The sequence below is a fragment of the Psychrobacter sp. P11G3 genome (genome assembly GCF_001435845.1).
GTDB lineage: Bacteria > Pseudomonadota > Gammaproteobacteria > Pseudomonadales > Moraxellaceae > Psychrobacter.
The window spans coordinates 1,527,658-1,553,936 of record NZ_CM003596.1 but is presented as its reverse complement, the minus strand read 5'-3'; the positions used below and the strand labels follow the sequence as shown (position 1 = coordinate 1,553,936).

The 26,279-nt window shown below is 43.8% G+C and carries 20 protein-coding genes; 5 read left to right on the top strand and 15 right to left on the bottom strand.

Going from position 1 to position 26,279, the window contains the following annotated elements:
• Window positions 1–59: 59 nt before the first annotated feature.
• The 6 genes from AK824_RS06340 to AK824_RS06315 all read right to left on the bottom strand — a co-directional run bounded on the left by AK824_RS06340 (window position 60) and on the right by AK824_RS06315 (window position 6,536).
• Window positions 60–1,496, bottom strand: coding sequence for a phosphatase PAP2 family protein (locus AK824_RS06340; protein ID WP_057759933.1), 1,437 nt, complete (start codon window positions 1,494–1,496; stop codon window positions 60–62).
• Window positions 1,497–1,792: 296 nt separating this feature from the next.
• Window positions 1,793–2,623 (bottom strand): hypothetical protein, encoded by an 831-nt coding sequence (locus tag AK824_RS06335; protein ID WP_057759930.1) that lies wholly within the window; start codon window positions 2,621–2,623, stop codon window positions 1,793–1,795.
• On the bottom strand, window positions 2,610–3,626 hold the full coding sequence (locus tag AK824_RS06330) for a YHYH protein (protein ID WP_057759925.1): 1,017 nt from the start codon (window positions 3,624–3,626) through the stop codon (window positions 2,610–2,612). The genes AK824_RS06335 and AK824_RS06330 overlap by 14 nt, the downstream gene beginning before the upstream one ends.
• 225 nt (window positions 3,627–3,851) lie before the next feature.
• Window positions 3,852–5,063, bottom strand: coding sequence for a YHYH protein (locus AK824_RS06325; RefSeq protein WP_197411822.1), 1,212 nt, complete (start codon window positions 5,061–5,063; stop codon window positions 3,852–3,854).
• Between the two features lie 384 nt (window positions 5,064–5,447).
• On the bottom strand, window positions 5,448–5,981 hold the full coding sequence (locus AK824_RS06320) for a hypothetical protein (RefSeq protein WP_057759923.1): 534 nt from the start codon (window positions 5,979–5,981) through the stop codon (window positions 5,448–5,450).
• Between the two features lie 63 nt (window positions 5,982–6,044).
• Window positions 6,045–6,536 carry a MarR family winged helix-turn-helix transcriptional regulator gene (locus AK824_RS06315; RefSeq protein ID WP_057759920.1) on the bottom strand — a complete coding sequence of 164 codons (492 nt, stop codon included), beginning with the start codon at window positions 6,534–6,536 and terminating at the stop codon, window positions 6,045–6,047.
• A gap of 383 nt (window positions 6,537–6,919) precedes the next feature.
• Between AK824_RS06315 and AK824_RS06310 the strand changes: the two genes are divergently transcribed.
• Window positions 6,920–7,936, top strand: a complete 1,017-nt coding sequence (locus AK824_RS06310; RefSeq protein ID WP_082624589.1) for a bile acid:sodium symporter family protein — start codon at window positions 6,920–6,922, stop codon at window positions 7,934–7,936.
• Window positions 7,937–8,215: 279 nt separating this feature from the next.
• Here AK824_RS06310 and AK824_RS06305 read toward each other — a convergent pair whose 3' ends face one another.
• Genes AK824_RS06305 through AK824_RS06290 form a run of 4 tightly spaced genes read right to left on the bottom strand, consistent with a single transcriptional unit; the run spans window position 8,216 to window position 12,192 of the window.
• Window positions 8,216–9,010: an SDR family oxidoreductase gene (locus AK824_RS06305; RefSeq protein ID WP_264753501.1), complete on the bottom strand. Its 795-nt coding sequence runs from the start codon at window positions 9,008–9,010 to the stop codon at window positions 8,216–8,218.
• A gap of 26 nt (window positions 9,011–9,036) precedes the next feature.
• Complete coding sequence (locus AK824_RS06300) at window positions 9,037–9,999, bottom strand: SDR family oxidoreductase (protein ID WP_227511215.1); 963 nt, start codon at window positions 9,997–9,999, stop codon at window positions 9,037–9,039.
• Window positions 9,992–10,879 carry a bile acid:sodium symporter family protein gene (locus tag AK824_RS06295; RefSeq protein WP_057759917.1) on the bottom strand — a complete coding sequence of 296 codons (888 nt, stop codon included), beginning with the start codon at window positions 10,877–10,879 and terminating at the stop codon, window positions 9,992–9,994. The genes AK824_RS06300 and AK824_RS06295 overlap by 8 nt, the downstream gene beginning before the upstream one ends.
• Complete coding sequence (locus tag AK824_RS06290; protein WP_057759914.1) at window positions 10,876–12,192, bottom strand: flavin-containing monooxygenase; 1,317 nt, start codon at window positions 12,190–12,192, stop codon at window positions 10,876–10,878. Before AK824_RS06290 ends, AK824_RS06295 begins: the two co-directional genes overlap by 4 nt.
• A gap of 394 nt (window positions 12,193–12,586) precedes the next feature.
• On the opposite strand from AK824_RS06290, the gene AK824_RS06285 reads away from it, so the two are divergent.
• Window positions 12,587–14,896, top strand: coding sequence for a TonB-dependent receptor (locus tag AK824_RS06285; RefSeq protein WP_057759911.1), 2,310 nt, complete (start codon window positions 12,587–12,589; stop codon window positions 14,894–14,896).
• Between the two features lie 96 nt (window positions 14,897–14,992).
• Complete coding sequence (locus AK824_RS06280) at window positions 14,993–16,774, top strand: multidrug ABC transporter permease/ATP-binding protein (protein WP_082624588.1); 1,782 nt, start codon at window positions 14,993–14,995, stop codon at window positions 16,772–16,774.
• 200 nt (window positions 16,775–16,974) lie between these two features.
• Here AK824_RS06280 and AK824_RS06275 read toward each other — a convergent pair whose 3' ends face one another.
• Complete coding sequence (locus tag AK824_RS06275) at window positions 16,975–18,480, bottom strand: PepSY-associated TM helix domain-containing protein (RefSeq protein WP_057759909.1); 1,506 nt, start codon at window positions 18,478–18,480, stop codon at window positions 16,975–16,977.
• A gap of 448 nt (window positions 18,481–18,928) precedes the next feature.
• Between AK824_RS06275 and AK824_RS06270 the strand changes: the two genes are divergently transcribed.
• Both AK824_RS06270 and AK824_RS06265 read left to right on the top strand, forming a co-directional pair.
• The gene (locus AK824_RS06270) at window positions 18,929–21,109 is read left to right on the top strand and encodes a TonB-dependent siderophore receptor (protein WP_057759906.1); all 2,181 of its coding nucleotides are present in this window, start codon (window positions 18,929–18,931) and stop codon (window positions 21,107–21,109) included.
• Between the two features lie 73 nt (window positions 21,110–21,182).
• A complete protein-coding gene (locus AK824_RS06265) occupies window positions 21,183–21,929 on the top strand; it encodes a siderophore-interacting protein (protein WP_057759903.1) in 747 nt (248 codons plus the stop codon).
• 69 nt (window positions 21,930–21,998) lie between these two features.
• On the opposite strand, the gene AK824_RS06260 is transcribed toward AK824_RS06265, so the two are convergent.
• The 4 genes from AK824_RS06260 to hppD all read right to left on the bottom strand — a co-directional run bounded on the left by AK824_RS06260 (window position 21,999) and on the right by hppD (window position 26,176).
• Window positions 21,999–23,402: a Na+/H+ antiporter NhaC family protein gene (locus AK824_RS06260; RefSeq protein WP_057759900.1), complete on the bottom strand. Its 1,404-nt coding sequence runs from the start codon at window positions 23,400–23,402 to the stop codon at window positions 21,999–22,001.
• 103 nt (window positions 23,403–23,505) lie between these two features.
• On the bottom strand, window positions 23,506–23,847 hold the full coding sequence (locus tag AK824_RS06255; RefSeq protein ID WP_057759894.1) for a 4a-hydroxytetrahydrobiopterin dehydratase: 342 nt from the start codon (window positions 23,845–23,847) through the stop codon (window positions 23,506–23,508).
• A gap of 149 nt (window positions 23,848–23,996) precedes the next feature.
• Entirely contained in the window at window positions 23,997–24,944 is a 948-nt protein-coding gene (gene phhA / locus AK824_RS06250) for a phenylalanine 4-monooxygenase (protein ID WP_057759891.1), read from the bottom strand.
• Window positions 24,945–25,075: 131 nt separating this feature from the next.
• Window positions 25,076–26,176, bottom strand: a complete 1,101-nt coding sequence (gene hppD / locus AK824_RS06245; RefSeq protein ID WP_057759888.1) for a 4-hydroxyphenylpyruvate dioxygenase — start codon at window positions 26,174–26,176, stop codon at window positions 25,076–25,078.
• Between the last annotated feature and the right edge of the window lie 103 nt (window positions 26,177–26,279).

Genomic DNA, 26,279 nt, shown 5'->3' with positions numbered 1-26,279 from the left:
GTACAAAGCAAAATTAGCAGACGCAAACCTACTGACATCGATAGTTATTAAGACGCTGTTTAATAGGTGCCAGACTTATAACTGGCCATAGTTTCTACTAATGACTTTGGCAGATAAGCATCTTTCAGGTGCGCGTGCGGATAATGCTGCTCAATCCACGAATGATAGTTGTAGACAGTTAGCGTACCACAATATAGCAAATATAGAACTTGCACGCCGATGCTACGTGATAACCCCATCACGCAATGGAAATTGATAAGCGTGATGAGGCTATCTTTTACCTGATTATTTTCTACCTGACTACCCTCTACCCAACTCTCATTATTAGCGGTTATCGCTTGTGTCTCTGCCGATTGTATCAACGCATCAATTTGTTTAAATAAATCAATATAATCTTTGAGCAATACATCACTTAATGGCCGCAAGTCTAGTAGAGGTAGATATAAATAATGGACAGGCGTACTCGTCATATTTTTAGCAGCTGCTTCAAGATGATAAACGTGGCTAGATATCTCAGAGGCTAAATCAATGACGATAATCTGATGGTGAACCGAGGGCGGCAGATTTTCTAATGAGCGCGACCGCTCTAGTAAATCACAGCCAAACAACCAATACGTTAAGTGATTATTTATATCCGTCTGCATCAATCGAGCTGAAGCAACCACTTTGACCATGTCATTGATAGAATATGGTGTGAGTGGATGTCTTTGGTTTCTAGAGCAAACTTTAAAATACCACTGTCCCAAACATGACATACCGTTATAAATGATAATGATCGGCGCAAACTTCATCCAAGTATATAAGGTGAGTCGTCCACTATTGGACTTTTGAAACCAACGTGCATCCCGCATTGGTTTGGCCTGTTGATAGGCGTAAGCTAACATTGTAAAGCTGATCAACCAATATGAAGCAGTAATAATGGCCAAATCTTCTACAACTTCAGACGCTATCATACTCATATTAGCAAAGTAAAACCCTACAATCGCTATTAACAAAAACCCGATACTACCCACTGCCAGATACTTGATTACCAGTGCATTACGGATTCGATTCGACAGCATAAGCACCAAAATGGCCAACACTGCCCCGCCTAGCATGTCTATCGAATGATGTTGATATGTCAACACCGTGGAAAGAGCAATCAATGTACATATGCCAGTAAGCAATAACCGATAAGCCCCTGAAACCCATGATTTTCTAGACCCTGCAATATCCCATAATGACACGCCAAGCAATATGGCATAACTGACATGCAATGAGGGTAACTGATTAAAAGGCTTGTCCACCAACTGTAAAAACTGATAGCCGAACTGCGTCCAATCATTAGGTGTCAATCGACTGAATGAAAAACGAGCAGGATAAAAATAGAAGATCAAACAGGCAAAGATGGTCGCTAAGATTAGGCGATAACTCAATAAAGATAATTGCGTGGATGTCCGTACTAAAAAAAAGCTGACAACAAATAAAATCAACGACCAGCTATAAGGAACAATCATAGCTGGAATAAAAGGAATTATGCTGTCAAATGGCGTGGCGAGATTATGAATTGTCGATGGGTAGAGTTTATATAATGAAACACTATACAAAGTCGTCAGGTTATAGAACAGATAAAATATGGATAATGCAAGAGCCAAATGTCTAAAACGTGTTGATTTCGATGGCGTACGATTCGTAGACAAAAGATGCGTAGACACAGTGTTCAATTAAATAGCCTTGAAATATGCTGACCTGTTTATATTGTTTGGGAAAAGCTCTGAGCGTGATGTCTAGATTGACACCACGCGCCATGCTCCTACTGTTTCTTCTTAAAAAACCACCTTGCACCTATCAGCAATGCTATTACAGCACCAATACCCAATACATAGATAGAACCAAACAAGCTCTTGTCTGCTGCAGCCAATGTCGGCGTGCTTGCTAATTTTATTTTATCATCACCTAAAACACTATCTAGTGCTAGATCATCAGCAGATTCATGCGAATGATTATCTACGTCATGGCCGTCTTCGTCATGATGATGTACCACCTCTTGACCACTTCCATCATGAGTATGCGGTTGAGCAGCATCAGCTGTCATAGGCAATGCATCGCTGTTATTTTGTTGCCACTGACCATCAACCAACTTTAGACTTAAATGATGCTCATTGCTATCACTAAGCGTATATTGCGTCTTTGGAAATTGGTCAGACAGCAATACGACCGTCATTCGGTTGCCATGCAAGTCTTTAAAGAACGTATTGGTCAAACCAATAGATTCGACCGTATCGCCAATACCCTGCGCCTCGGCAGAGAACTGTGTGCCGTGGCCCAGATGTACACTGGGGTTCACTACTTTAACGGGCTGGTCATTGATAGATAAAGTCAATGACTTAACAAAGTGCTCATTGGCTAACTGCTGAAACTCCTCCGCCGTTTTATACGCGTCGGTCGAGTACGTTTCGTTAATTTGCGCCTCTACTCCAGTCAAAGCACCATCTAGACGCACCAAATATTTGCCATCAGCCGCTTTCGACAGTATAAAAGTCGAGGTATTGGGGTTGTGGGCAGTCGCATTGACGCTCACGATACTCAGTCCAAATGCAGCTAAGCACGCAACCGTCGTTGATGACAAACTAGTCTTCAGCATACACACCACGCAGTCCGTTGATGAAGTTGTTATTGCCTGCTTTGTCCACATGATAGTGATACCCTCTCACATCATCATAATGTCCACGTGCTTCATCCAGATCGGTATATTCATTACCCTCTGTATCAGTATTAGCGTATATGCCATAACCATCAAGTGCATAACCTATCATTGGTGCATGACCGTCGTCTTGTTCAATCTTAGTCGTTAGTCCAGTGGCAGCATGATAATGGTAGCCGGCGTGAGGATTAATATGACCGCCTGCATCATCGAACGGCGCAAGCGTATAAGCGCCTAAGATATTACTGACAGGTGCTGGCGCATCAAAACGTACACCATTAAAGGCAATACCGCGTACCGATGGACCTCTCGATTGAGGGCCTGGGCCACCGAACTCAGTGATACTTGCTGAGGCTTTTGGCGTCACTGGTATATAGAAAGTATCGGTCAAATCTGCGGCGTACTCTGGCAGGCACTCCACACAATAGTTACGATACTCTGCACCGACGTTGGGGTTGGCCGCAGCGACACAGTCCTCAAGCGTTGATGTTTTTATAATTTTCCCAGTGGTTTTGTTATACATATTCCAGTTGCTGTCGCCATAGAACTCTGCTAAGTTTTTAACGAACTCGCCATCAACATCATGGACTTCGCCGCCTTCTAGCCAAATCCCACCTTTTGAGGCATCATCTGTAATATTGCTCGGACACCACGGCCCCATACCAACGTCACTTGGCTTATTTTCGGTAACGATTTTATAGCATTCACCAGTGCTGCCATCTGACAATGAGCATGACACCTTACTAATAGGCTCAACCAAGCCATCACTCAAAAAATAAGACGGTTGTACCGATGGCATCACATTGTCTGCATTTTTGCTAGATACACTGGTAGACGTACTTTCACTAGTGTTCGACACGTCACTACTACAAGCGAAAAGCCCGCCTGATGCGAGTGTCAGCGCTAAGCAGCTTAAGCTAAATTTAGCAGTAGAAAGTTGCATAAATAGTATCCCCTTTATATAAATAGTTGATTAATTCCGTATAGAAATAATATAAATTGATTGTTAATAATTAGTAAGTTTTAATGAGTCTGATAAAGAATAGAGACGACTAGAATTTTACCCAACCTACAAGCACCACAAATCATTATTGTCGCTTGTAGGTTTTATAAAACGAGACCTACATAAAAAAGCTTAACCGGTCTGAAAGGGTTAACGAGATCAATCTTAGTTGGGTAAGGCCGCTTTTAAAGCTGCTTCGGTCACACCAAGATCTTTGGCAGCCGCAGCAGTATCGAGCTCTCTTCCACCATTTTTCATAATCGCGCTTAACAACTCAGTTTCTGAAACACCAAGTGTTGTAGCTGCTGTATCAAAACCTGGGGGCAAACCTTGGCCTGGACCACCTGCTCCCGGACCTCCACCTTGAGCGCCAATGCCTTGTTTGGCAGTGGTCGTGAAGTTATCCTTAGCGACTACACCGTTCAAGCAACTTGGCAAGTTTGGAAATTCTGTCGATGCGTGGTAGTGGTAACCACCTTTAGGGTTTTCAAGGGTTGCGCCAGTATGTCCGTTGCAGGCATCCAGATCAGTCGGTATCTTGCCATCACTGTCCACGCTACCGTAGATAGGATAACCGTCAAATGCATAGGCAAACAAGGCATCAGCCTTTTGCTCTAAGGCACAACTAGCATCGACATGTTCATGCTCAAACACTGAGTTGATGTCTGTTGATGTGGCATGCCAGTGGTACCAGCCACCCGGATCAATATGGCCACCGCAAGTGTCGAGCGCAGGCATGTGTCCGGTTTGTAGCACTGAAGGCGCGTCCGCAAAAATAGGCACGCCATCAAGAGCCAACCCAACTTTGGCTACAGTGCCTAGACTGGTTGCTTGGTCAGCTTTGACTGGTGATAATGGCAATAAAATGGTCATCTCGACCGATTCGTCAGCTGAGGCAGACAGGCAGGCATTATTTTCCGTTGGCTGGGTCGTACGCACATCAACGATATTGACCTTGCCGTCAGCGTCATAGAATTGATAACCCTGCGTCTCTAACATCGTCAAAAACTTTTCATCGATACGGTAGAGCCCCGATTCTTCGCCATCCCAGTTCCAGACACCACCTTTGTCATCTAGCGTCTCTGGGCAAAACCGACCAATTTTTAAGTTATCAGGTTGGTGCTTGACTACTATCTTTGCACACTTGGCAGCAGCGCCACTTTCTAATGTACAATCGACAGTTTCAGGGGCTTTTACAAGGGCATCTTGGCTGATGCGTGTCATATCAACACCACCATTAGCAGTGCTAGCAGTTTTTAGCGTTTGACTAGTATCGTTAGCAGCCTCTACCGAATATTGCTCAGCAAGTTGACTACAAGCGGTTAGTGTTAATGCCATACTGACCAGTATGCCATTGTAAAGTATCTTTGTTTTCATAAACCCCTCCATTATGAACAGTAAACATTAGGGCGTGCCTTCATTTTGAAAATGGAGCTAAAAACGGGATAAATGACAGCCAAACAAGGAAAGTAGTAAAGATAATATCGAGATATTAGCAAGCTACTTGATACAGTTTGACAAAGATTTAGCCATTTTTAGTCCATTTAACGCTTAGTGCTCAGAGTGAGGACACATCCTAATAGTTATTATAAATTATTAAAAAAACCTCAATCTTGCCATTGATATTCGACCATAGCACTTATGACACTTATGGCACTGGTACTTGTGAAATTGGTACTTATAATGCTGACAGCGACGATTTTTTAGTCGATTCGCAGGTAAAAATGATAATGTTTTTTATAACGAATACCACGTTACCGATTAAAACTTACCTAGCTCTAATACGGTTTCAGCAGTGACTGTATTGCCTTTATACGTTTGAACCGTGACGTAATACTCATGTCCACTACCACCAGAACAAGGTGGCATATAAGCCCCTTCCTTGTCCCAGCCAGCGCCGCGATGCTCTGCTATCATCTCAAAACCTTTTGGCATCTCATAAGTATGTCCAGCCACAACCGGTAATTGCACCTTATTGGCGCCTTTTGCCAAGGTGTAACTCATGATGCCATGCCCGCCATTATTCATCTTTTTTGAATCTCGGTCGCTATATACCAACACGACACTGTCTGACCCTGCTGGAATACCAGACACACTAAGCTTTGGCGTACCGGGTTTAACTCCATCAAATTTTTGACACTGTTGTCCTTCAGGAATGGTCTTACCATCCCATTTGCTGTCCACAAAATCAACATCAAGTGCGAAGGCATAAGAAGAGGTGGTTAATAACGTCAGTAAAGATAGGCGTTTGATAATACTTTTTGATCGAACAAATGATTGAATAGAGGTCGACATCGTAAATTTCCTGATAGCTGGTTAGACTGAATGGGTGAAAAATCTCTTATAAAAACACTAACATTAAGACTGTTTTAAAATTAATTGTGTAGAAGCTAATTCTTCTGAATTCGAGCTATTCTCACCTGGTGTAAAGCCACCAAACGCATTGCGTAACTCATGAGTAATCCTTGCAAGTTGCGTCGCATTTTCAGACCCTATCGCCTCATATATTTCTTGATCTAATTCGTGCCATACCTCATAAATCTGCGTTAATAAACCTTTACCATGCTCGGATAGCTTGAGGATATTGCTACGCAGTTCTTGCTCATCGACGCGTCTTTCTATTAGACCTGCTGCCAGTAAGCGTGCTGTCATCGTGCTCATGCTTGCAGCAGACAATCCAAACTCGTCAGCCAACTGCACTTGTGATGCTTGCCCCATTCTTCCGAGCGCATCTAATACTCGTGCTTGACGCGGCATGACCTCTAAAGGGGTCAGCTTAGTACGCAGGCGTTCTTCGATGAGATGACCACAATGCAAAAAAAAGTGAAACTGATAAGGTTGATTAGGCATATTAGATAGTATTTAGTTAGCATGTTAATTGTTAGTATACTAACTATACGATGCTATTGTGAAATAATTATATTGCAAAGAATGACGTTAATCTGCATAGCACCTTATACATATGCTTCATAAATAAAGTGTTATGTAGATTACATAAACTAAATCATAAGGAATTATAACGGCATCCAAAATTGTGGAATTTAAAGAAATGTAACGATATGGTCAGCTATCCGTAACTTTTACCAAATAACCCTCTGTATCAGAAATGAAAAAATATCTAAAGTTGTCATAATAGCAACTTATTGTTGGCTAAAAACCGCCTAAACCCATTGGAAATACAGTGGTTTTGAACTTATACTTGACTATTTTCCGGACTTAGAAGGATTTGAGAAATGCAGTTTTTGAGGATGATAAGTCAGCAGTTGAGTCGATTTACGGCATTGGTTATTATTTTAGCGGCCGCAGTGACATTTATAGAGCCTGCGACTTTTTCTTGGGTGACAGGTGATACCCAAGTCATCGTTCTGGGTGTCATTATGCTCGCAATGGGTATGACACTAGGTAAAGAAGACTATAAAGTGTTGGCCCAGCGCCCGCTTGATATTTTTATCGGTTCAATTATCCAATATACCATTATGCCGATTTTAGCGATTAGCGTGGCTAGATTGTTTGACTTATCGCCTGGGCTAACACTGGGTCTAGTATTGGTTGGGACTTGTCCTGGTGGTGTGTCTTCAAACATTATGAGCTACCTTGCCAAAGGTGATGTGGCGTTTTCGGTAGGTATGACCACCGTATCAACCATCATTGCACCGTTAGTGACGCCACTTTGGCTAAATTATTTGGTTGGTCAATCTGTAGAAATGGATGGCTGGGGTATGTTCCGCTTTATGCTATTAGTGACATTGTTGCCAGTCGCTATCGGCTCTATGTTAAACATACTATTTCAAAACAAACACTGGTTTAATGATGTACGTGCGGTGATGCCAGGCGTGGCTGTATTAGCTTTTGCCGCTATCGTCGGTGGCGTTGCCGCTGTATTTGGTGATCAGTTCTTGCAGTCAGGGCTAGTCGTTATCTTGGCCATTGCGGTACACAATATCGTCGGCTATGTATTGGGCTACTACTCAGGTGCCTTATTTGGTATGAGCAAACCCAAAAAACGCACCATATCTATTGAGGTTGGTGTACAAAACGCAGGGTTGGCCACGGGCTTAAGCACGAAATTTTTCCCTGGCAATGCAGAGTCCGCCATCGCTGCCGCCGTCGCTTGTATTTGGCACTCTGTTTCTGGCTCTATATTGGCCAATATCTTCGCTTGGTGGGATAAGCGTCAGGAAGCGAAAAATCCTACCGTCATTGAGATTGAAGAGACCATGGAGCTTGGCAAACCAATTAGAAATCATTAGTACTAATAAAGGTAATACTGAGCTAGGTAATATTGAACTAGTTAGTAAAGCTAAAACGCTATGAGTGAAAACACTATGCTAGATTATTATTTCTAGCATAGTGTTTTCTAATAATGTACCTTTTAATACAGAGTCTTTTAATATAGAAACTTTTAACATAGTGTTTTCTAATAAAGCACCTTCTAATATAGCGCTCTTCAGCATAGTATTTTTAGCATAGCACTGTCGACAATTTGCATGAACTACTAGCCTCTCTTCTAGGTTCTCACTTAACGTAGTCTACCGCAACTCACTTCCAAAACGTTTACGCACCTGACGCAAGTATAAAGCTGGCGCAATACGCCATAGTAAACTACCAAAGCGCGAGAGAGGGTCCGGCAATATCCAACGTTTGCGCCGCTGCAAACCTTGATCGATCTGTTCGGCCATCCACTCAGCACTACGCATATTACCGATCATTGAGCGTGGATGCTTTGCGATACTGCCATCACGGCCGAGCGCGTGGTTCTCGATAGGTGTATCAAGAAAGCTAGGATAGACCATAAGAATATGTATCCCCTCAGACTCTAGCTCCAAGCGCAATACTTCAAAGAACTGGGTCAGCGCACCTTTTGCCGCACAGTATGCTGCCCGTCCAGGAACGGGCATCCAGCCAGCCATTGAGCCGATACAGATAATTTGACCTTTAGATTCTCTTAGCATCGGTAACGCAGCCATGGTCAGCTCTACTGCTCCTTGCCAATCTACCGCCATAACTTTGCGGAACACCGCAGGATCAGTCTGATGCGCTGGTGATCGATGGGTAATCCCAGCATTATTCACCAATAGATCAAGACGGCCAAAGCGCTCGCTAACTTGCTCAATAAGCGCAGCAATATCATCAATTTGAGTAATATTAGTGACGACTGTCATGACTCTAGCAGAGTCCTCTAACTCACGAGCGCGGGCGATCAGCGCTTGCTCATCTATATCAGCGAGTACTAAGTGATGTCCAGCAGCATACCAGTGCTGTGCCATTGCCCAACCAAGTCCTGATGCAGCACCAGTGATTAAAGTAACATTTATTGATGACATTGATGGCATTAATGATTTTCTCCCTATCAAGGTTTACGCAATCCATTGCATTCGATGAAATACTCGAAGGTTTCAGCAGACGTTTTTTCTAAACAATAACCAAACTCTTCTTTGAGTCGCCTATTACTCAGTACTGGGCGATAACGCAAAAAATTAACCTGTTCTGGTCCCGTTGGTTTGCCACCCCATTTTGCCACTTGTAAGACAGCTTTAACCAAACCCACTGGCAGAGTCAATAACGGTTTATTCAGTCGGTTTGCGATATCCTTCATCGTCAGTGCGCCATCACCTGCCATGTTGTAGATGCCAGTTTTATCCTCGCGAATACCTATTTCCATAGCGCCGATCACGTCTTGATCCCAAATAAACACAAAGGGCGACTCACTGCCTTTGAGCGCAAGCACACGCGGCGCCATAAACAGACTGGTAATTTGATTACGCGTATCAGCGCCTAGTACGGTGCCAGGTCGAAAGATCAGCTGCTGTAGTTGCGGATGCTGCTCGCGAAAATCTGCAAGCATTTCCTCGACCTGCCTTTTGTGATCCGAGTAAGCAAACTCAGGGTTACCGCGTAGTGCATCTTGCTCATCAATCCATTCAGGATTGTCAGCATGATAGCCGTAGGCAGCACCCGAGCTGGTGAGCGTTATATGTGTGACACCTGCTTTGATGCAGCAATCAAGTACGTTGCGCGTGCCATTGACATCGATATCATAGTCACGAGCACGACCTTTTGACGCTTGCAAGATAGAAGCGAGATGCACGACATGGGTGATGCCCTCTTCTTTTAGTAGCGTTGCTAAACCCTCATCGCGTACATCTAATACGTGAACCGGAAAGTCTAGATCATCACGCTTGCGAATATCTGTGCCGACGACATGGTAATGATCAGCCAGACGATTGCCCAGTTGATGGCCGATGTAACCTGCGGCACCAGTGATTAATATACGCTTGTTCACTATGCTTTTATTCATTACGCTTTTATTCATAGGGTATCCGTGCCCAAATTTGTGAAAGTGTCAATCCTGACACCAAATGCCATACGCCCCAGAATGCCGTGATCAGCATCATGCCGCCTGCCTCTGGGAAAAAAGTAAATAAAATAACCAGCCCTAGCCCTGAGTTTTGTATTCCTACTTCTAAAGTCACCGCTCGCCGATCCGCGACTGGCAACTTGAGCATCAGCCCCATGCCATAACCTAACGAAAGTGCCAAGAAATTATGGCCAACGACCAACCAAAAAAAGCTATGAAAACGCTCTAAAAATAGCGCGAAATTGCTAGAAAAAGCGATTGCCACAAAAGCCATCAGCACAAGCAGCGAGAAAATACGTAGCGGTTTTTGGATACGCACGACAAGATCTGGCAATCGTCGCCCCGTTACCATCCCCAGCACTAGAGGTAACGCTAGCACCAATAAAACCAGTATCAGAATACTACTAGGCTCAATCGTTATCTTTGTCAGATACTCACGCGTGTGTGGGTTAAGCCAACCGTAAAAGGCAAAATTGACTGGTGTTAATATAGCCGCAGCGAGACTTGATACCGCTGTCATACTGACTGACACCGCGACATTACCGCGTGCCAGCCAAGTCATAATGTTAGAAAAACTACCACCTGGGCAAGACGCGACCAAAATCATTCCTAGCGCCAACTCAGGATTGATATTCAATGCCCACGTAAACAGGCACGTGGCTAAGGGCAGTAGAAAGAACTGAGCGAACAGTCCCGCTATCGGCGCAATGGGAGACAAAACGATACGCTTAAAATCTCCAAGACGTAAACTCAATGACACGCCGAACATCATCAGCGCCAAGATAAGATTGAGCAGAATCAAGCTCCGTGGCTCAAACGCCACTGCCGCTATCATACCTCTGATGCCAATACAGGCTGTTCTGTTTCAAGCTCGGCAATATGCTTGGACAGCGTTTCTAAGTATTCATCTTTATTCACATAATATGCCATACGTGCAAGCTTAATATAATCATAGCCACCATCGAGCGTTTTGCCTGCTCGCTTACGTTTCACTTTATTGAACTGTTTAACGGCTGCTGTATTTTTCTGACGCTGCTGAATATATAGTGCAACGAGCCGTGCTTGTTGATTTCGACCCTCCCAACCTAATCCTGCTGCCTCAACCATACCCATCATAAATAAATTATCATGCTCAGGATGAAAGACATTCATATAAAGCTGCGGAGCGTCATGATTGGCAGGCCAATTAAGCTGCGCGCGCTCAATAAACGGATAGTTTAGTAAATACCCAGTCGCCATAAGAATCAAATCATAATCATGACTTTCACCATCACTAAAAGTCACCGTATGACCATCGATGCGGCGAATATCACGACGCGCTTTAATATCGCCATGACCCAAATGATGCAATACCAATGAATTGACCACAGGATGTGATTCGTACATGCGATAGTTTGGGTTTGGCAATCCATAATCAGAAGGTTTTCCGATGACCATACGAATCATCGCTGCATCCATGCGCTGCTTAACTGGACGCGGTAATTTTAGTTTTCCGCCTAATGTGTCAATGGGCTGACCTTTGATAAATTTGGGCAGAAAGTAATAGCCGCGGCGCAGACTAATATCGACCGATTTGGCATGATGTACCGCATCAACAGCGATATCAGCGCCCGAGTTACCGCAGCCGACGATCAACACACGTTTGTCATTAAACGCTGACGGGCTACGATATTCAGAGGAATGCATCAACGTGCCTGCAAACGTACCTGGCAAACTTGGCATATTGGGGGTATGTAAAGTGCCATTTGCCATGAGCACACCATCAAACAGTCGCGACTGCGTTTGACCATTGCACTCGCTAATTAAGCGCCAGCCTCCCCCTTCGGGCACCATACTGATGACTCGCGTAGAGAATTCATAATGTGATTTTAGATTAAACGTGTCTGAAAAATCACGGAAGTATTGACGGAGCTGGGTATGATGAGGATACGCCGCGACTGAGTCGCTCATAGGAAACTCTTTGAACTCCGTCATACGCTTGGACGAAATCAAGTGGGCACTTTCATACATGGTACTGTGCGGATTGTCGATATCCCATAGCCCTCCTACATCTGTGTGTAGCTCAAAGCCGACAAAAGGAATATTGAGTTTTTGCAAATTTCGGGCTGCAGCGAGCCCCATTGGACCTGCTCCAATTACTGCGTACATAAGCGCCACCTTAAAAATCCATTTCAATTATATAAATCAGTCAATTCCGTTTGACTGCACCTCTGGTGGGCGATACCAGCGTACTCCATGCCCGTGATAAAACAATAGCATACATTGATACATGAACTGGCTCAAATGAATAAATTGTCCATATAGACTACTTATAACAGGTAAACCAATCATCTACTTTATACTTCTTTTTATTCACTCTAAAGAGCCACCCTACTCCCAAATATAAGACTATAGTCATATTTATAGACGATGCTATTAGCACCTTATCAAGCGACAGCCGTACTTTACCAAACCTAGTATATTTAAAATTGACTCAGTAATTCATTGTAATAGAAATGATTATCATTATAATAACTATTTAAATTACATGCTGGAAATATTCATGCAACTGTCTCGCTTATCTGCTGCTTTGTTTCGTCTTAACTCTCTGAATGTGTCTGGCTCTTCTCTGAGATTAGCATCCATACCCTCAAGTTTGCCATCGACGAAATCGCTACCTCTAAAATCACTATGTTCAGTCATCATACTAACCACAAGTCACTCGGCATGGGCGCTAGTAGATGATGCAGATACTCAAACCACCCCTAATGTGGTACTGGACACTATCGTCGTGACCAGTAGTGCTGATGCGTCAGCAGATGGATTACCTAGCGCATATGAAGGTGGACAGGTAGCGACAGGCAGCCGCGTTGGACTCTTGGGCAATCAAGACATCATGGACACGCCGTTCTCTACTACCTCATATACCAATGAATATATCACCAATCAGCAAGCACATAGTGTGGGCGACTTACTCAAAAAAGATCCTACTGTACGTGTGGCTAGAGGTTTTGGTAACTTTCAAGAAGCCTATTTTATGCGTGGGTTTGTGACCACCTCAGATGACACCATGTACAACGGTCTATACGGCATCTTACCAAGACAGTACATTGCAACTGAGTTGTTCGAGCGCGTCGAGGTTCAGCGCGGTGCTTCTACCATGCTAAATGGTGCAGCACCCAGTGGCGGTAACGCAGGTGGTACAATCAATTTGCTACCGAAACGTGCTGGTAATGAGCCACTACGTGAAGTGACGCTTGGTTATGGTCAAGGTGACCAAGGTAAGGTCGCGGTAGATGTCAGTGATCGCTTTGGTAGCGATGATGCTATTGGCGTTCGTTTTAATGCGGCTTATCAAGATGGTGACAGCGCTATCGACGATGAGTCGTCGACCTTGGGTTTGGCTGCCCTTGGTTTAGATTATAGAGGAGATCAATATCGTCTATCGGCTGATTTGGGCTGGCAAGACAACAAACTATCAGAGACTCGTCCTAGTGTGACGCTTGCTGGTGTCTCTCATGTACCAAAAGCACCAGACGGCTCAAAAAACTGGGCACAGCCTTGGAGTTATTCAAACGAGGAGGATGTCTTTGGTACGATTCGCGGAGAATATGATTTTAACGAAAGCATTACTGGTTATGGCGCCTACGGTATCAGACATGGTGATGAGGACAACTCGTTAGCCAACCTCACAGTATCTGACGCAGATGGCACTGGCTCAACCTACCGCTTTGACAATATTCGAGAAGATAAAGTACAAAGTGCTGAGCTTGGTCTGCGTGGTCAATGGCAAACAGGTAAGATTGATCACAACTGGGTACTAGCCGCCGATCTTTATGATCAAGAAGAAAAAGGCGCTTACGCTTTTGACTTTGGTAACCAGCTCGCGACCAATTTGTACCGCCCGACAGATTATGACAATGCTTGGTCAGATACCGCTTTCTTTGGCGGACGTTTTGATGACCCTAAGCGAACGAGTGAAACTCAATTACAGAGTTTTGCGCTTGCAGACACGTTCTCACTGTTTGATGACAAGCTAAAAACCACGGTAGGCGTACGTCATCAGAATATCAAAACAACCAGCTACGACTACAATACCCAAACCAAAACAGCTGACTATGATGAAAGCGCATGGACACCAAGCGTCGGTATCGTTTATCAGCCAACGATGGACTGGTCTGTATATGGTAATTATATCGAAAGTCTTGCCAAAGGTGCCGCTGCGCCATTGGTTGATAATTCTGGCAATGCAATAACCAATGCAGGACAAAACCTAGACCCTTATGTAAGCAAACAAACTGAGCTGGGTGTGAAATATGACAATGGCGTAATCGGTAGTAGTTTTGCCATATTCCATACTGATGAGCCACGAGCTTATATCGATGACAATAATACCTTTACCGCGACTGGCGAGAACCGCCATCAAGGTGCTGAGCTAACTGTCTTTGGTAGCCCAAGTGAAAACATGCGCCTCAATGCTGGTGTTACCTATTTAAGTGCTAAGCAAAAAGATACTGGCGATAGTGCATTAGATGGCAACAGCGTCATTGGCCTGCCCACATTACAGAGTAACGTCAACCTAGAGTATGATTTGGCCGCCGTTGAAGGATTAACTTTAACGGGCGATGTTATCCATACAGGTGCGCGTTATGCCGATGCCGCCAATACCTTAAAAGTTGATGGCTATACTACCCTAGATTTAGGTGCTCGCTATCGCACTATGCTGGCAGGGCAAGACGTTACTCTAAAAGGTATGGTGACCAATGTCACAGGTGAAGACTACTGGCAGTCTGTAGGTGGTTTACCAGGCTATGGCTATTTAAATGCGGGTGAACCAACGGCCTTAAAAGTATCGGCAACGTTCGATTTTTAAGCTTTATTAGTAGGCTTTATTAGCTTCCATAAAAGGGATTAGGCGCGACCTACTCCCTTTTCTGCTATCAAAAATTTATTTTATTACTGAGTTACTATGTCTTCTCATACCACAGCGTCTTCTCGTACGACTGCTTCTTTATATCATATGATTTGGGCGAATTATCGTCTGCCTTTTCTTAAAGTCATTTTGCTAAATCTGATCAATGCCGCTGTCAGTGTCGGTATTATTGCCTATATCAATCACACCTTTATCAGTCAGCCAGTATTTGACACTTTATCTTGGCTCAGTTTGGGGCAGTTTTCACTGTTGGTATTTTTACTGCTAGTGACGACATTTTTGTCGCAATATGCATTGACGCGATTGGGACATCGATTTGTCTATGAGCTTAGAACCAAACTGGTCAAACAAATCATCGATACCACCGTTCCTCAGATAGACCATTTGGGTAGTGCACGCTTACTTGCCAGCTTGTCTTCAGACATTCAATCAATTACCGTCGCTTTTGTCCGTATGCCAGAGCTGGTACAAGGTATTATTTTGTCTGTTGGCGTTGGGCTATATCTGGGCTGGCTGTCGTTGCCATTATTGTTCATTGTCATGTTTTGGATTGTGATGACGATTTGGATAAGTACTATATTGGTCAAGCATGTCTATACGCATTTGACCGAGTTGAGAGAGATTAATGACGCTTTATATCAGGATTATCAATCGATTATAGAAGGTCGTAAAGAGCTTGCTCTTAATCAACATCGAGCAGAAAAACTGTATACAGATGATTTCTTGGCTCATGCCAAATCGTACGAGAAGACCGTAACCAAGTCTGATACTTTTCATTTATCAGCGGTGAACTGGTCCAATATTATGATGTTCGCATCGATTGGTATCGTGTTTGCAGTGGCCAATTATCTCGATATTCCGATGGGGGTTGCCACTACTTTTTCTTTAACGATTTTGTTTATGCAGTCGCCGCTCCTACATGCGGTTGGCGCCTACCCAACATTGCAGACTGCTCAAGTTGCGCTAGAAAAGATACAGTCTTTAGAATTGGCCGAGCATCAGCCAAGCTTTGCAACAGATACTGTCGCCCAGAACTGGCAGTCCATAACTCTAAATAATATCGAGTATCGCTATGTAGGTAGTAGCAGTCATAATAGTAATGCACCAGACACAGCGGTTAATGATAATGCTCAAAATAGCGAGAACAGTGATAATAGTGATAGCAATCAAAACCCTACCAATAACATCTTAAAGTCCGTCAATTTAACCTTGCAACGAGGTGACGTGGTTTTCTTAATCGGTGCGAATGGTAGCGGTAAATCCACCCTTGCCAAAATCATTACTGGTATCTTCACCCCCACTACAGGGACGGTACAAGTCGATGGACAGAGCGTCGACTCAGAGAACAATGCCGATTTTAGACAGCTATTTTCTGCGATTTTTAGCGACCAGCATCTATTTAAGCAGCTGATTGGAATTCAAGGCAATGAGCCTGATGCGGCCCTAGTATCTGACTGGCTGCATAAGCTAAACCTACAAGAAAAAGTAAGTGTGTCTGACCATAAACTCTCTACAGATAAGTTGTCGCAAGGTCAGCGTAAACGCTTGGCTATGCTGATCGCCGTCGCCGAACAAAAGGATATATTACTGCTTGATGAGTGGGCAGCCGACCAAGACCCTGCCTTTCGTCGCGTGTTTTACCAGACGCTGATACCTGAGCTAAAAGCCATGGGTAAGACACTATTTATTATTAGCCATGATGACGGCTATTTTGAGCATGCTGATCGATTATTACTGATGAAAGAAGGCTGTCTCATTGAGCTAAATGCCGAAGAGCGACAGCGTGCCAGCAAAGATGCCATTGCTATGCTTAAGTAAGCAATGCGTTAACTACTAGCATGGACCGAGCTATTTCAATCCCATAAAACGTTTGATCAATTTTAAGCTAAGTAGCAGTTAATCTGAGCAGTTTTTGAAATAATCCGCTTTTAAAATCAGCAATTTTTAAGCAAAAAAGGAGCGCCTCACTATAAGGCGCTCCTTTACTATATAAGGAATAACAGTATTCTGCTATTCGCTTATTTTAATAACTTCTGCAAAAGCCCAACTCGAGAAATCACCAAGAAGTCTAATAGCGCGATAGCCACAATCGCGATAATAGCAGTCGGGAATATGATAGCCACAACTAATAATGGAATAGCAAGTGGCCACCAGACGGAAACATTTAAGCCGCGAGCTGGTGGGTTTAATCCTACGCTATCACTCGCCTGACGAGGACGACGCTGCCACCACATGATATAGCCACTGACACAAATAGCGATTACTGCTAGGCAAAATAGCACATTAGCCAGTACGCTCCACCATCCGAGCGTGCCCATATGCAGCGCGATACCAGCCGCCATAAACTTACCAAACACATTGTAATCGTCAAAATGAATATCAGCCAAAACGTTACCCGAATAGCGGTCGATATGTACCGTACGATCTGCTGTCGGACTTTTCATATCATAGCTCATTGAATCTTGGCTAATGGTCCAGACGCCTGTACTACCTTGTGGTAGGTTCAATTGATAACGCCCTACAAAACCGATTTCACGAGCGTAGTGATCCACCGTATCAATCATAATCGGTATATTGGCGGCGATACCATCTTTACCCATGGTCGTGCCTGACACAGGCATTGGCGTCAGCTCAAGCACCCAAGGAACTTCTTTGGTGTCGCTTGAGTTTAGAGCACTGCCATGTGTGGGTGCATCAGTATGCGCTTCAGACGCTGCCGCACCATGCACATGCGGCGCTGGTGTAGAATCTTTCATAACAGCATGTTGACTGTGGTCAATCGATACCGGAACAGGCGCAACGCCCCACTTACCCGCAGGAAACTGGCTCCATGCCTGCACTACTCTCTCACCCCACACACCTGCCCATGCCATACCTGATATACAGAAAAACAGTAGCAGCACAGATATCCAACTACCCAATGTCGCATGAATCGTACGGATAAAAGAGCGTTTTTTCTTATTGCTTACCCTTTCATTAGGTATCAACATCGCTTTGACTGATTTACGTTTTTGCCACCACAGATACCAACCAGACAAAATCATCAAAATAGTCAATGATGCCGCCGTTTCTAACAGATAATCACCGACTTTACCAATCAGCAAATCACTGTGAATATCGTTAAACGTACTATAAAGACCGCTACTGGTAGGCACACTTTGGACGATATCAGCCGTATAAGGATTGACTGCCACCATATTGCTTTGGTCGTCTGATTTTATCTGAAATAAAGCCACTGTATCGGTATCACGAGGAGCGATATATTTAACCAGTGTGCTATCAGGCAAGGTGCTCAGCGCGTTCTTTGCTTGAGTAGAGACAGGTGATTGAACCGTAGACTCTGGCACGATAACCGTTAAGCGGTCGTTATCACGTCCTACTGTGTTGGACATAAACAGCATACCGAGCGCCGTTATCGCCAAAACAACTAGAAAGGGAGCAACAAAAATGCCTGCATAAAAATGCCAACGCCACACTGTGAAATAGCGCTGGTTGTTGGTGGATTGGTTGGAGGGTGTGTCCATAAATGTGACCTTAAACAATCTTTGGTTGCTCAATAAACAACGTAAACCTATCGATAATAGTGATGTATCTGCTTGCAAGACCACTCTTAAAAGGTCTCGCAGAGAGCTAGCATGACGCCGTATGATAACTGCAATACAGCGATGTAAAAGCTCTACTGTAAATAATTGTATTCAGAATGCTGCTGCATAATACGAGAAAAGCCTGACAAAAACCATCGTTTAAAATACATCGTTCAAAACAGTAAGTCTGCGTGACTCTATTCGTAATACAGCGTCATTCGCAACACTGCGTCTCTACCTGTTTAAATCCTGCAAATACTTCTCAAAACTGTCTCGTTGTAACTTTTTAATGATAATAATTATCATTAGTGTTATTATTAGCGTCGTTATAAATTTGCTTCAACTGTCACAAATAATATTCAATCATTTTAGTCCAAGAGGAAATCTGATGCGGTCTCATCTAACCACTAACGTCATTCGCAAAAAATATCTCACCACAGCAGTACAAATTGGCCTGATCATGGGTATGAGTCACGCTGCGTACGCTGTAGAGACGACAAACAATACTGAAAACGATGAGGCTGCTACACCATCAGCTACCTTAGATGCTATCACCGTCTACTCAGATGGCTATCGTAGTACTGGCACCAAAACTGCATTGGACCCAAACGATGCGCCAATGAGCTATACCAGAATCGATCAAGACCTTTTACAAAAGCGTCAGGCAGATAGCGTCAATGCTGCATTACGTTATGAACCAGGCGTGAGCTCTGAGAGCCGCGGTACAGTCTCTATCTTTGATGAGTACAATATCCGCGGATTTAAGACCTATTCAAACTTTTATGATGGTTTAAGACTGCCTTATGATGGTGCATGGAATCTGATGCCCCAAGTAGATATCTATGCCACTGAAGCAGTTGAGGTGGTGAAAGGCTCTGCATCTTCATTGTATGGTTATGCATCACCTGGCGGTATGGTGAACCAAATAGCCAAAGCCCCTAAAAGCACTCAAGAAAACGAAGTCCAGCTACGATTCGGCAATCAAAATCTAAAAGAAGTTGCTGTCGATAGTACAAGTCCAATCACTGATACCTTAGATTATCGATTTGTGGCGCTAAAACGCCAAAAAGATGGACAAATGCAAACCACAGAAGAAGATCGCCTATTGATAAATCCGTCGCTTAAATGGCAAGCGACTGATAACGTTTCTGTACTCGCTAATCTTTATTATCAAGACGATCCTGATATGGTACCTTCTACCCCATTACCTGCCGTCGGCACTGTTTACAAAGCAAGCTATGGCAAGCTAGATAGTGATGCTTATGCAGGTGACAAATGGAATAAATTTAGCAAAGAAGTATTCATGCCAAGCGTCACTGTAAACTGGGATATCAATGACCAGTTAACTTTTAAACATATCACGCGCTATACCGACGCCGAAGCACAGCAGCGTAATATGTATAACAGTGAAGGATTTGTAGATGGTAGTGACACGATTCTCAATCGTGTGGCATATACTACGGATGAGAGCATGAATAACTGGACCACGGACAACCAACTTGCCTATAAATTCAATACAGCTAACACCTCACACAATCTATTATTTGGTGTTGAGTATCAAGAGACAGACAGCAACGCGACTTACTATGATGCTGGGGCAGATGGCACACCAAATCTTGATTTATCTAATCCAGATTATTCACAAATCAATGCTGATACTCTGCCATTAGATGCTTATCGTCAAGAGGAAGATATCGAACAAAGTCAGCTTGGTTTTTATGTACAAGATGAAATGAAGTGGAAAGACTGGACGGTAGTGGCAGGCTTACGTCACGATGATTTTGACAGTATCACTGATCAAACCAAAGCCACTGGAGGCGTCATCTATAGCGATAAGAAAATTGATAATGATGCATCAGAAACCAGTGGACGTTTCGCTGCCATTTATGATTTTGGTAATAGCTTCTCTCCTTATGCCAGTTACTCGCAGTCGTTTCAACCAGTGGTCGGTAGCAACTTTATTACTAATGAAGCATTTAAGCCAACCACTGCTGATCAACTAGAAGCTGGGGTGAAGTACTTGTCAAAAGATCGTGCCACTCAAGGAACACTTGCTGTATTTGACATCACACAAAAAAATGTCGTGGTTTCAGACTACGTCAACTATAGAAACCAAACCCAAACCGGTGAAATTGCATCTAAAGGCTTTGAGATATCAGGCAGTCGTATGCTCAATGACTGGGTAGATCTCGCTGCGAGCTATAGCTATACAGATGCTGAAATTACAGAAGAAGAGATTAACCCTGAAGTGGTCGGCAATACCCCTGCTCAAACTGCCAAACACAAAGCCACGCTATGGGCAGACTACTATGCTACGGACAAACTCACTCTCAATGCTGGTGTTCGTTATGAAGATGGTATGCAGATCGATAGACAAAATACAGATGAGCTACCAAGCGTGACGCTGGTAGATGTCGGTGGCAGTTATCAAATCAACCCTATGCTGACTGTGGGTGCGAGCATCAATAACCTCTTTGATAAAACCTATGTTGGTGCTTGTTACGACATCAATAACTGCTGGATGGGACCTGAACGTCAAATGACAGTCAGTCTAAAAGCCAATTTTTAATAAATACTACAAGCAGCGGGTTGGTTCTATTAGTAAGCTAACCCCTGACCCGCTGTTAGAAGGAAAGCACAATATGGCAAAACCTACTCCAAGAGTACTAGAAGTTATTGGCACTAAATACATTACGCCAAATATGTGCCGTGTCACACTTGGCGGTGCTGGCATGGTTGACTTCCCTATCGATCAAGAAAGTGCTTATATCAAACTGATATTCCCTCAAGATGCAGATAGTCGCCCATTGATGCGTACTTATACAGTGAGCGTGCAACGTGATGATGCAATAGATGTTGATTTTGCTTTACATGAAACAGAAGGACCTGCATCGGCATGGGCACGAAATACGCAAGTCGGCGATCAAATTTTAATAGGTAGTCCAGGGCCAAAGAAACTCATCAACAATGAAGCAGATTGGTTTTTATTAGTCGGTGATATGACCGCGCTACCAGCGATTACGGTCAACATAGCCCAGTTGCCTACTGATGCTCGTGGTTACGCAGTACTTGAAGTGACGACTAAGGCAGATCGTCAGACGCTCAAAAAACCAGAGAACGTCGAGATACATTGGGTGATTAATGCGCATCCAAACGCAGACGATAGCCCTTTACTGAGCTGTGTTAGATCATTGAACTGGCTTGATGGTCAACCTGCTGTATGGGCTGCGTGTGAGTTCCATAGTATGCGCGCATTGCGCCAGTACTTTAAAGTTGAGCGCGCAATACCAAAGACGCATTTATATGTTTCTAGCTACTGGAAAGTCGATAGCACAGAAGATCAGCATAAAATCGTCAAAAGTCAGGATGCGCAAACGGAAGAGCAGTAAATATGTACTTTTAAACCAAAAAAGGTGGGGCTAATATTAGCCCCACCTTTTTTTATCAATCATTATCTATCATGCTTCGACCACCTTCCCTTCTTTAACCCGACTAATCGTCAGTCCCGTAAAGCCAAACAGCAGCGTCAGCAGCAGTGACAAATAACAGAAGAACGCATACGGCAAATACTCTAATACTGGCACCCCTAACGCCTGACTGATAAACACCCCGCATACACTCCAAGGCACCAATGGATTAATCACCGTTCCCGCATCCTCAATTGTCCGAGACAAATTCTTCGGATGTAAGTGTAGACGCTCAAATGTTGAACGGAATGCCGTACCAGACAATAAGATGCTCAAATACTGCTCACCAATCAGTACGTTAATGCTTAGTGCCGACATCGCTGCCGCAAATATCGCTCGGCCTGAAGTCGTCAATGTGTCTTTAATACCAGATAGCAGTGCAGGCAAAATCCCTAGTGCCGTTAACAGACCACCTAAGCTTAATGCCAGTATCACAATCGCCTGAGTAAAGAACATACTCTGTACACCGCCACGCGACAGCATACCACCTACTTCCCCTAGCTCTAATGACTCAGCAGGAGCATACCCTGCAAACAGATAACCGCCCAATTGACCAAAGCTTGGTGAGCTATGTACATAAGTAATAATAAGTGCCGCGGCAATCGTACAGATAATCGTATAAATCGCATTGACCCGAAACAGTGCTAGTCCGACTAATACCACAAACGGCAGTACCGAATACCCATGTACCAAACCACTGTCTATTAACTGACCTTGCAATATAGTCACTTGACTCAGATCAGCACTGGTCGTCTGTCCGGAGAACATCCAAAACAATATCACCGTCAGTATCCACGCAGGTACGGTCGTATACATCATATTACGAATGTGCTCAAACAGATCAATACCCACTACAGAAGATGCAATGGTACAAGTATCAGATAAGGGCGACATCTTATCGCCAAAGAACGCGCCTGATACCACTGCCCCTGCCGCTATCGCCACATTGGCATCAAAGGCATTACTCATACCAATAAAGGCCACGCCCAAAGTAGCTGCAGTCGTCAAACTACTACCCAATGCAATACCGATAATAGAGGTCAAGATAAAGGCAGAGATATAATAATACTCAGGTGAGATCAGCTGAAAGCCTACATACATCAGTGTAGGAATCGCTCCTGACATCATCAGAGCCGCAACCATCAGTCCGATAAAGAAGAACAGATAGATAGCACCAATACCACGCATGACACCTGAGGCCATTTGAGCTTGCATGTCATCAAAGCTCAGACCTTTATACATACCGATAGCCAGTAGTACACAGATGGCGAGGATAAGAGACAGATGAGGCACCCAGCCAAAGCCGATCATGGTGATACCCATGATACCGATAACGATGGCGGATATGATAAAGGCGAGCTTGGCACTGATTAATGTAAGCGGTTTTGGTGGCATGACACATCCTTAAAATGCCAGTAAATACTGGCACTAAATTGGGTTTTATTTTAATTTTAATGATAGAAGTATGATTAAATTGATTTGCTAATGAAGAAACCTATTACTTACCCAGTAAGTCATCGGTCTTAGCTGCCATGACAAAATCATTGCGATGCAAACCCTTGATACTATGCGACCACCAAGTGACCGTAGCCTTGCCCCACTCTACCAATATACCCGGATGATGTCCTTCTGCTTCAGCAATGTCTGCCAGTTGATTGGCAAATGCCATTGCTGAGACGAAGTTTTTAAATTTATACTGACGCTGCAATTGCTGAATACCATCCACCTCAATTAGTGACCAATCAGGAATTTGCGGTAATAATTCTTTTGCTTCGGCTTCATCGACTTTCGGTGCGCCAATGCGGCAAGCTTCGCAGCTGTTTTGTGATAGTGCTGTCATAATAAAATCCTTTTATAATGGCTGTTTCTAATGGTTGTTTTGATAGCTATTTTCTAATACTCGTACATCGATGTTGATATAGCTGTATTGCTATCTCAATATTCCGTACTGAAGCGATGGTTTTCAGGTTTAATTTTGAATTGATATCTTTAACGAGTTTTTTCTGGATAAGTCGGCTCAAATAGTCCAAGCGACATAGCTTTTTTGACCGCACCCATAATGTCACTATTGACAATATCAAATAAGGTATCTAACTCATCAATGACATAGTAGATCGGCTGTATCTGATCGATACGATAAGGCGTACGCAACACATCGAGCAAATCAAACGCTCGGTGCTCAGGTTGAGACTGAGGTTGAGATTGCGGCTTGTTTTGAGCGATTGAAAGCTCTTGCGGCATCCGATCAAGTGCATAAACCGTTTCAGAAGGTGAGCTTAATATACCGCCACCATAGATTCTACGATTTTCCACGCGACTGCCGACCAAGCCAAACTCGATGGTAAACCAATACAGTCGTGCTAAAAACCAGCGCTCCTCTTTCGTCGCGCTAAGACCAAGCTTGCCATACGTCTCATTAAAGGCTGCAAACGCAGGATGGGTCAATAGCGGACAATGCCCAACGATTTCATGAAAAATATCAGGCTCTTCAATATAGTCCATATCATCGAATCGACGAATAAACGTCGCCACAGGAAAGGACTTATTGGCCAGTAATTTGAAAAATTTACCAAAGCTGATTAATGCAGGCACAGCGGCGGTCTGCCAACCTGTGGTCGCTTGTAATACCTCATCGATATCATGCAGCTGCGGGATATGCGTCGTCGGTAAGTTCAACTTAGTCAAACCCTCTAGATATGCAGTACACGCACGGTTGGGCGTTTGTTCCGCTTGACGTGCCAGCAGCGCTTGCCACATCGCATGCTCATCATCACTATAGTGAATATGACCATTACTATCTGGCTGGTGTGAGATATACGGCTGTTTTTTATTTGTCGCGTTAGAATGACTGGACGCATCGTTGCTTTGCTTACTAGTAGCAACGCTATTGGTACCGATGGCAGTATTAAGAGAATCTATCTGTGATAGGCGTTCCATGCCTGTATTCCTTTTATCGCAATGAGAGCATTACCTTTGCAGTATGCTTGTAGGTAATACTCCTATTAAGGACAACACAAACTCCTTTTGTCTTGTCCATTGATTAAACGTGGTCTAAGCGTTAGATAATACTATAAGGTTTCAGTCTCTGGCTGACCGACTGTGCCGCGACGTACTTGGTCGCGCTCTATCGACTCAAACAACGCTTTAAAGTTACCTTCACCAAAGCCATCTGCATAATCGCCTTTACGCTGAATAAACTCAAAGAACACTGGGCTACCCAAGATGGTCTCAGAGAAAATCTGTAGCAGCAGACGCGGTGCACCGCCTTCTGTGGTGCCGTCTAACAAGATACCGCGCGTTTGCAAGTCAGCAACATTTTCACCATGGTTCGGTAAGCGCTCGCTCAGCATTTCATAGTACGCAGCATTTGGTGCGGTCATGAGTGGAATACCAGCTGCTTTTAGCTTATCGATGCTGGCAAACAAATCATCACTGGCTAGCGCAATGTGCTGAATACCTTCGCCATTGAAGTGCATTAGGTACTCTTCGATTTGACCACCGCCCTGCTTGGCTTCTTCATTCAATGGAATACGGATTTTGCCATCAGGTGCAGTCATGGCTTTACTGGTTAGTCCCGTGTACTCACCTTTGATATCAAAGTAACGAATCTCGCGGAAATTAAAGATACGCTCATAGAATTTTGCCCAGTATGCCATGCGTCCACGATAGACGTTATGTGTTAGATGATCGATGACTTTGAAGCCATAGCCGACAGGGTTTCTATCGATATCTGCAAAGAACTCAAAGTCAACATCATAGATAGATTCGCCATCCTTATAACGGTCAATCAAATAGATTAGTGATCCGCCGATGCCTTTGATAGCAGGCAATCTAAGCTCCATCACCCCAGTTGGCACATCTACTGGCTGCGCACCCATTTCCACCGCACGCTCATATGCTTTTTTGGCATCTTTTACCCGAAAGCCCATGCTACAAGCACCAGCACCATGCTCTTCAACGAAGTAACTGGCTTGGCTTTTTGGCTCACGGTTTAAGATAAGGTTGATATCACCTTGGCGATATAGCGCAACGTCTTTCGAGCGGTGATTGGCGACATGGGCAAAACCAAGCTGCTTAAACAATGCGTCGACTGCATCAGGTTGCGGAGAAGCAAACTCGACAAAATCAAATCCATTTAGTCCCATTGGGTTGTCAAATAAATCTGCCATTGTAATTATCCTTAATTTCAATTGGTAATAGAAAATCGATGAGTAGTAAAAGTCGGTTGTTAGCGAAAGTCTATAAAACGATTAATAATCAATCTTTATTGTT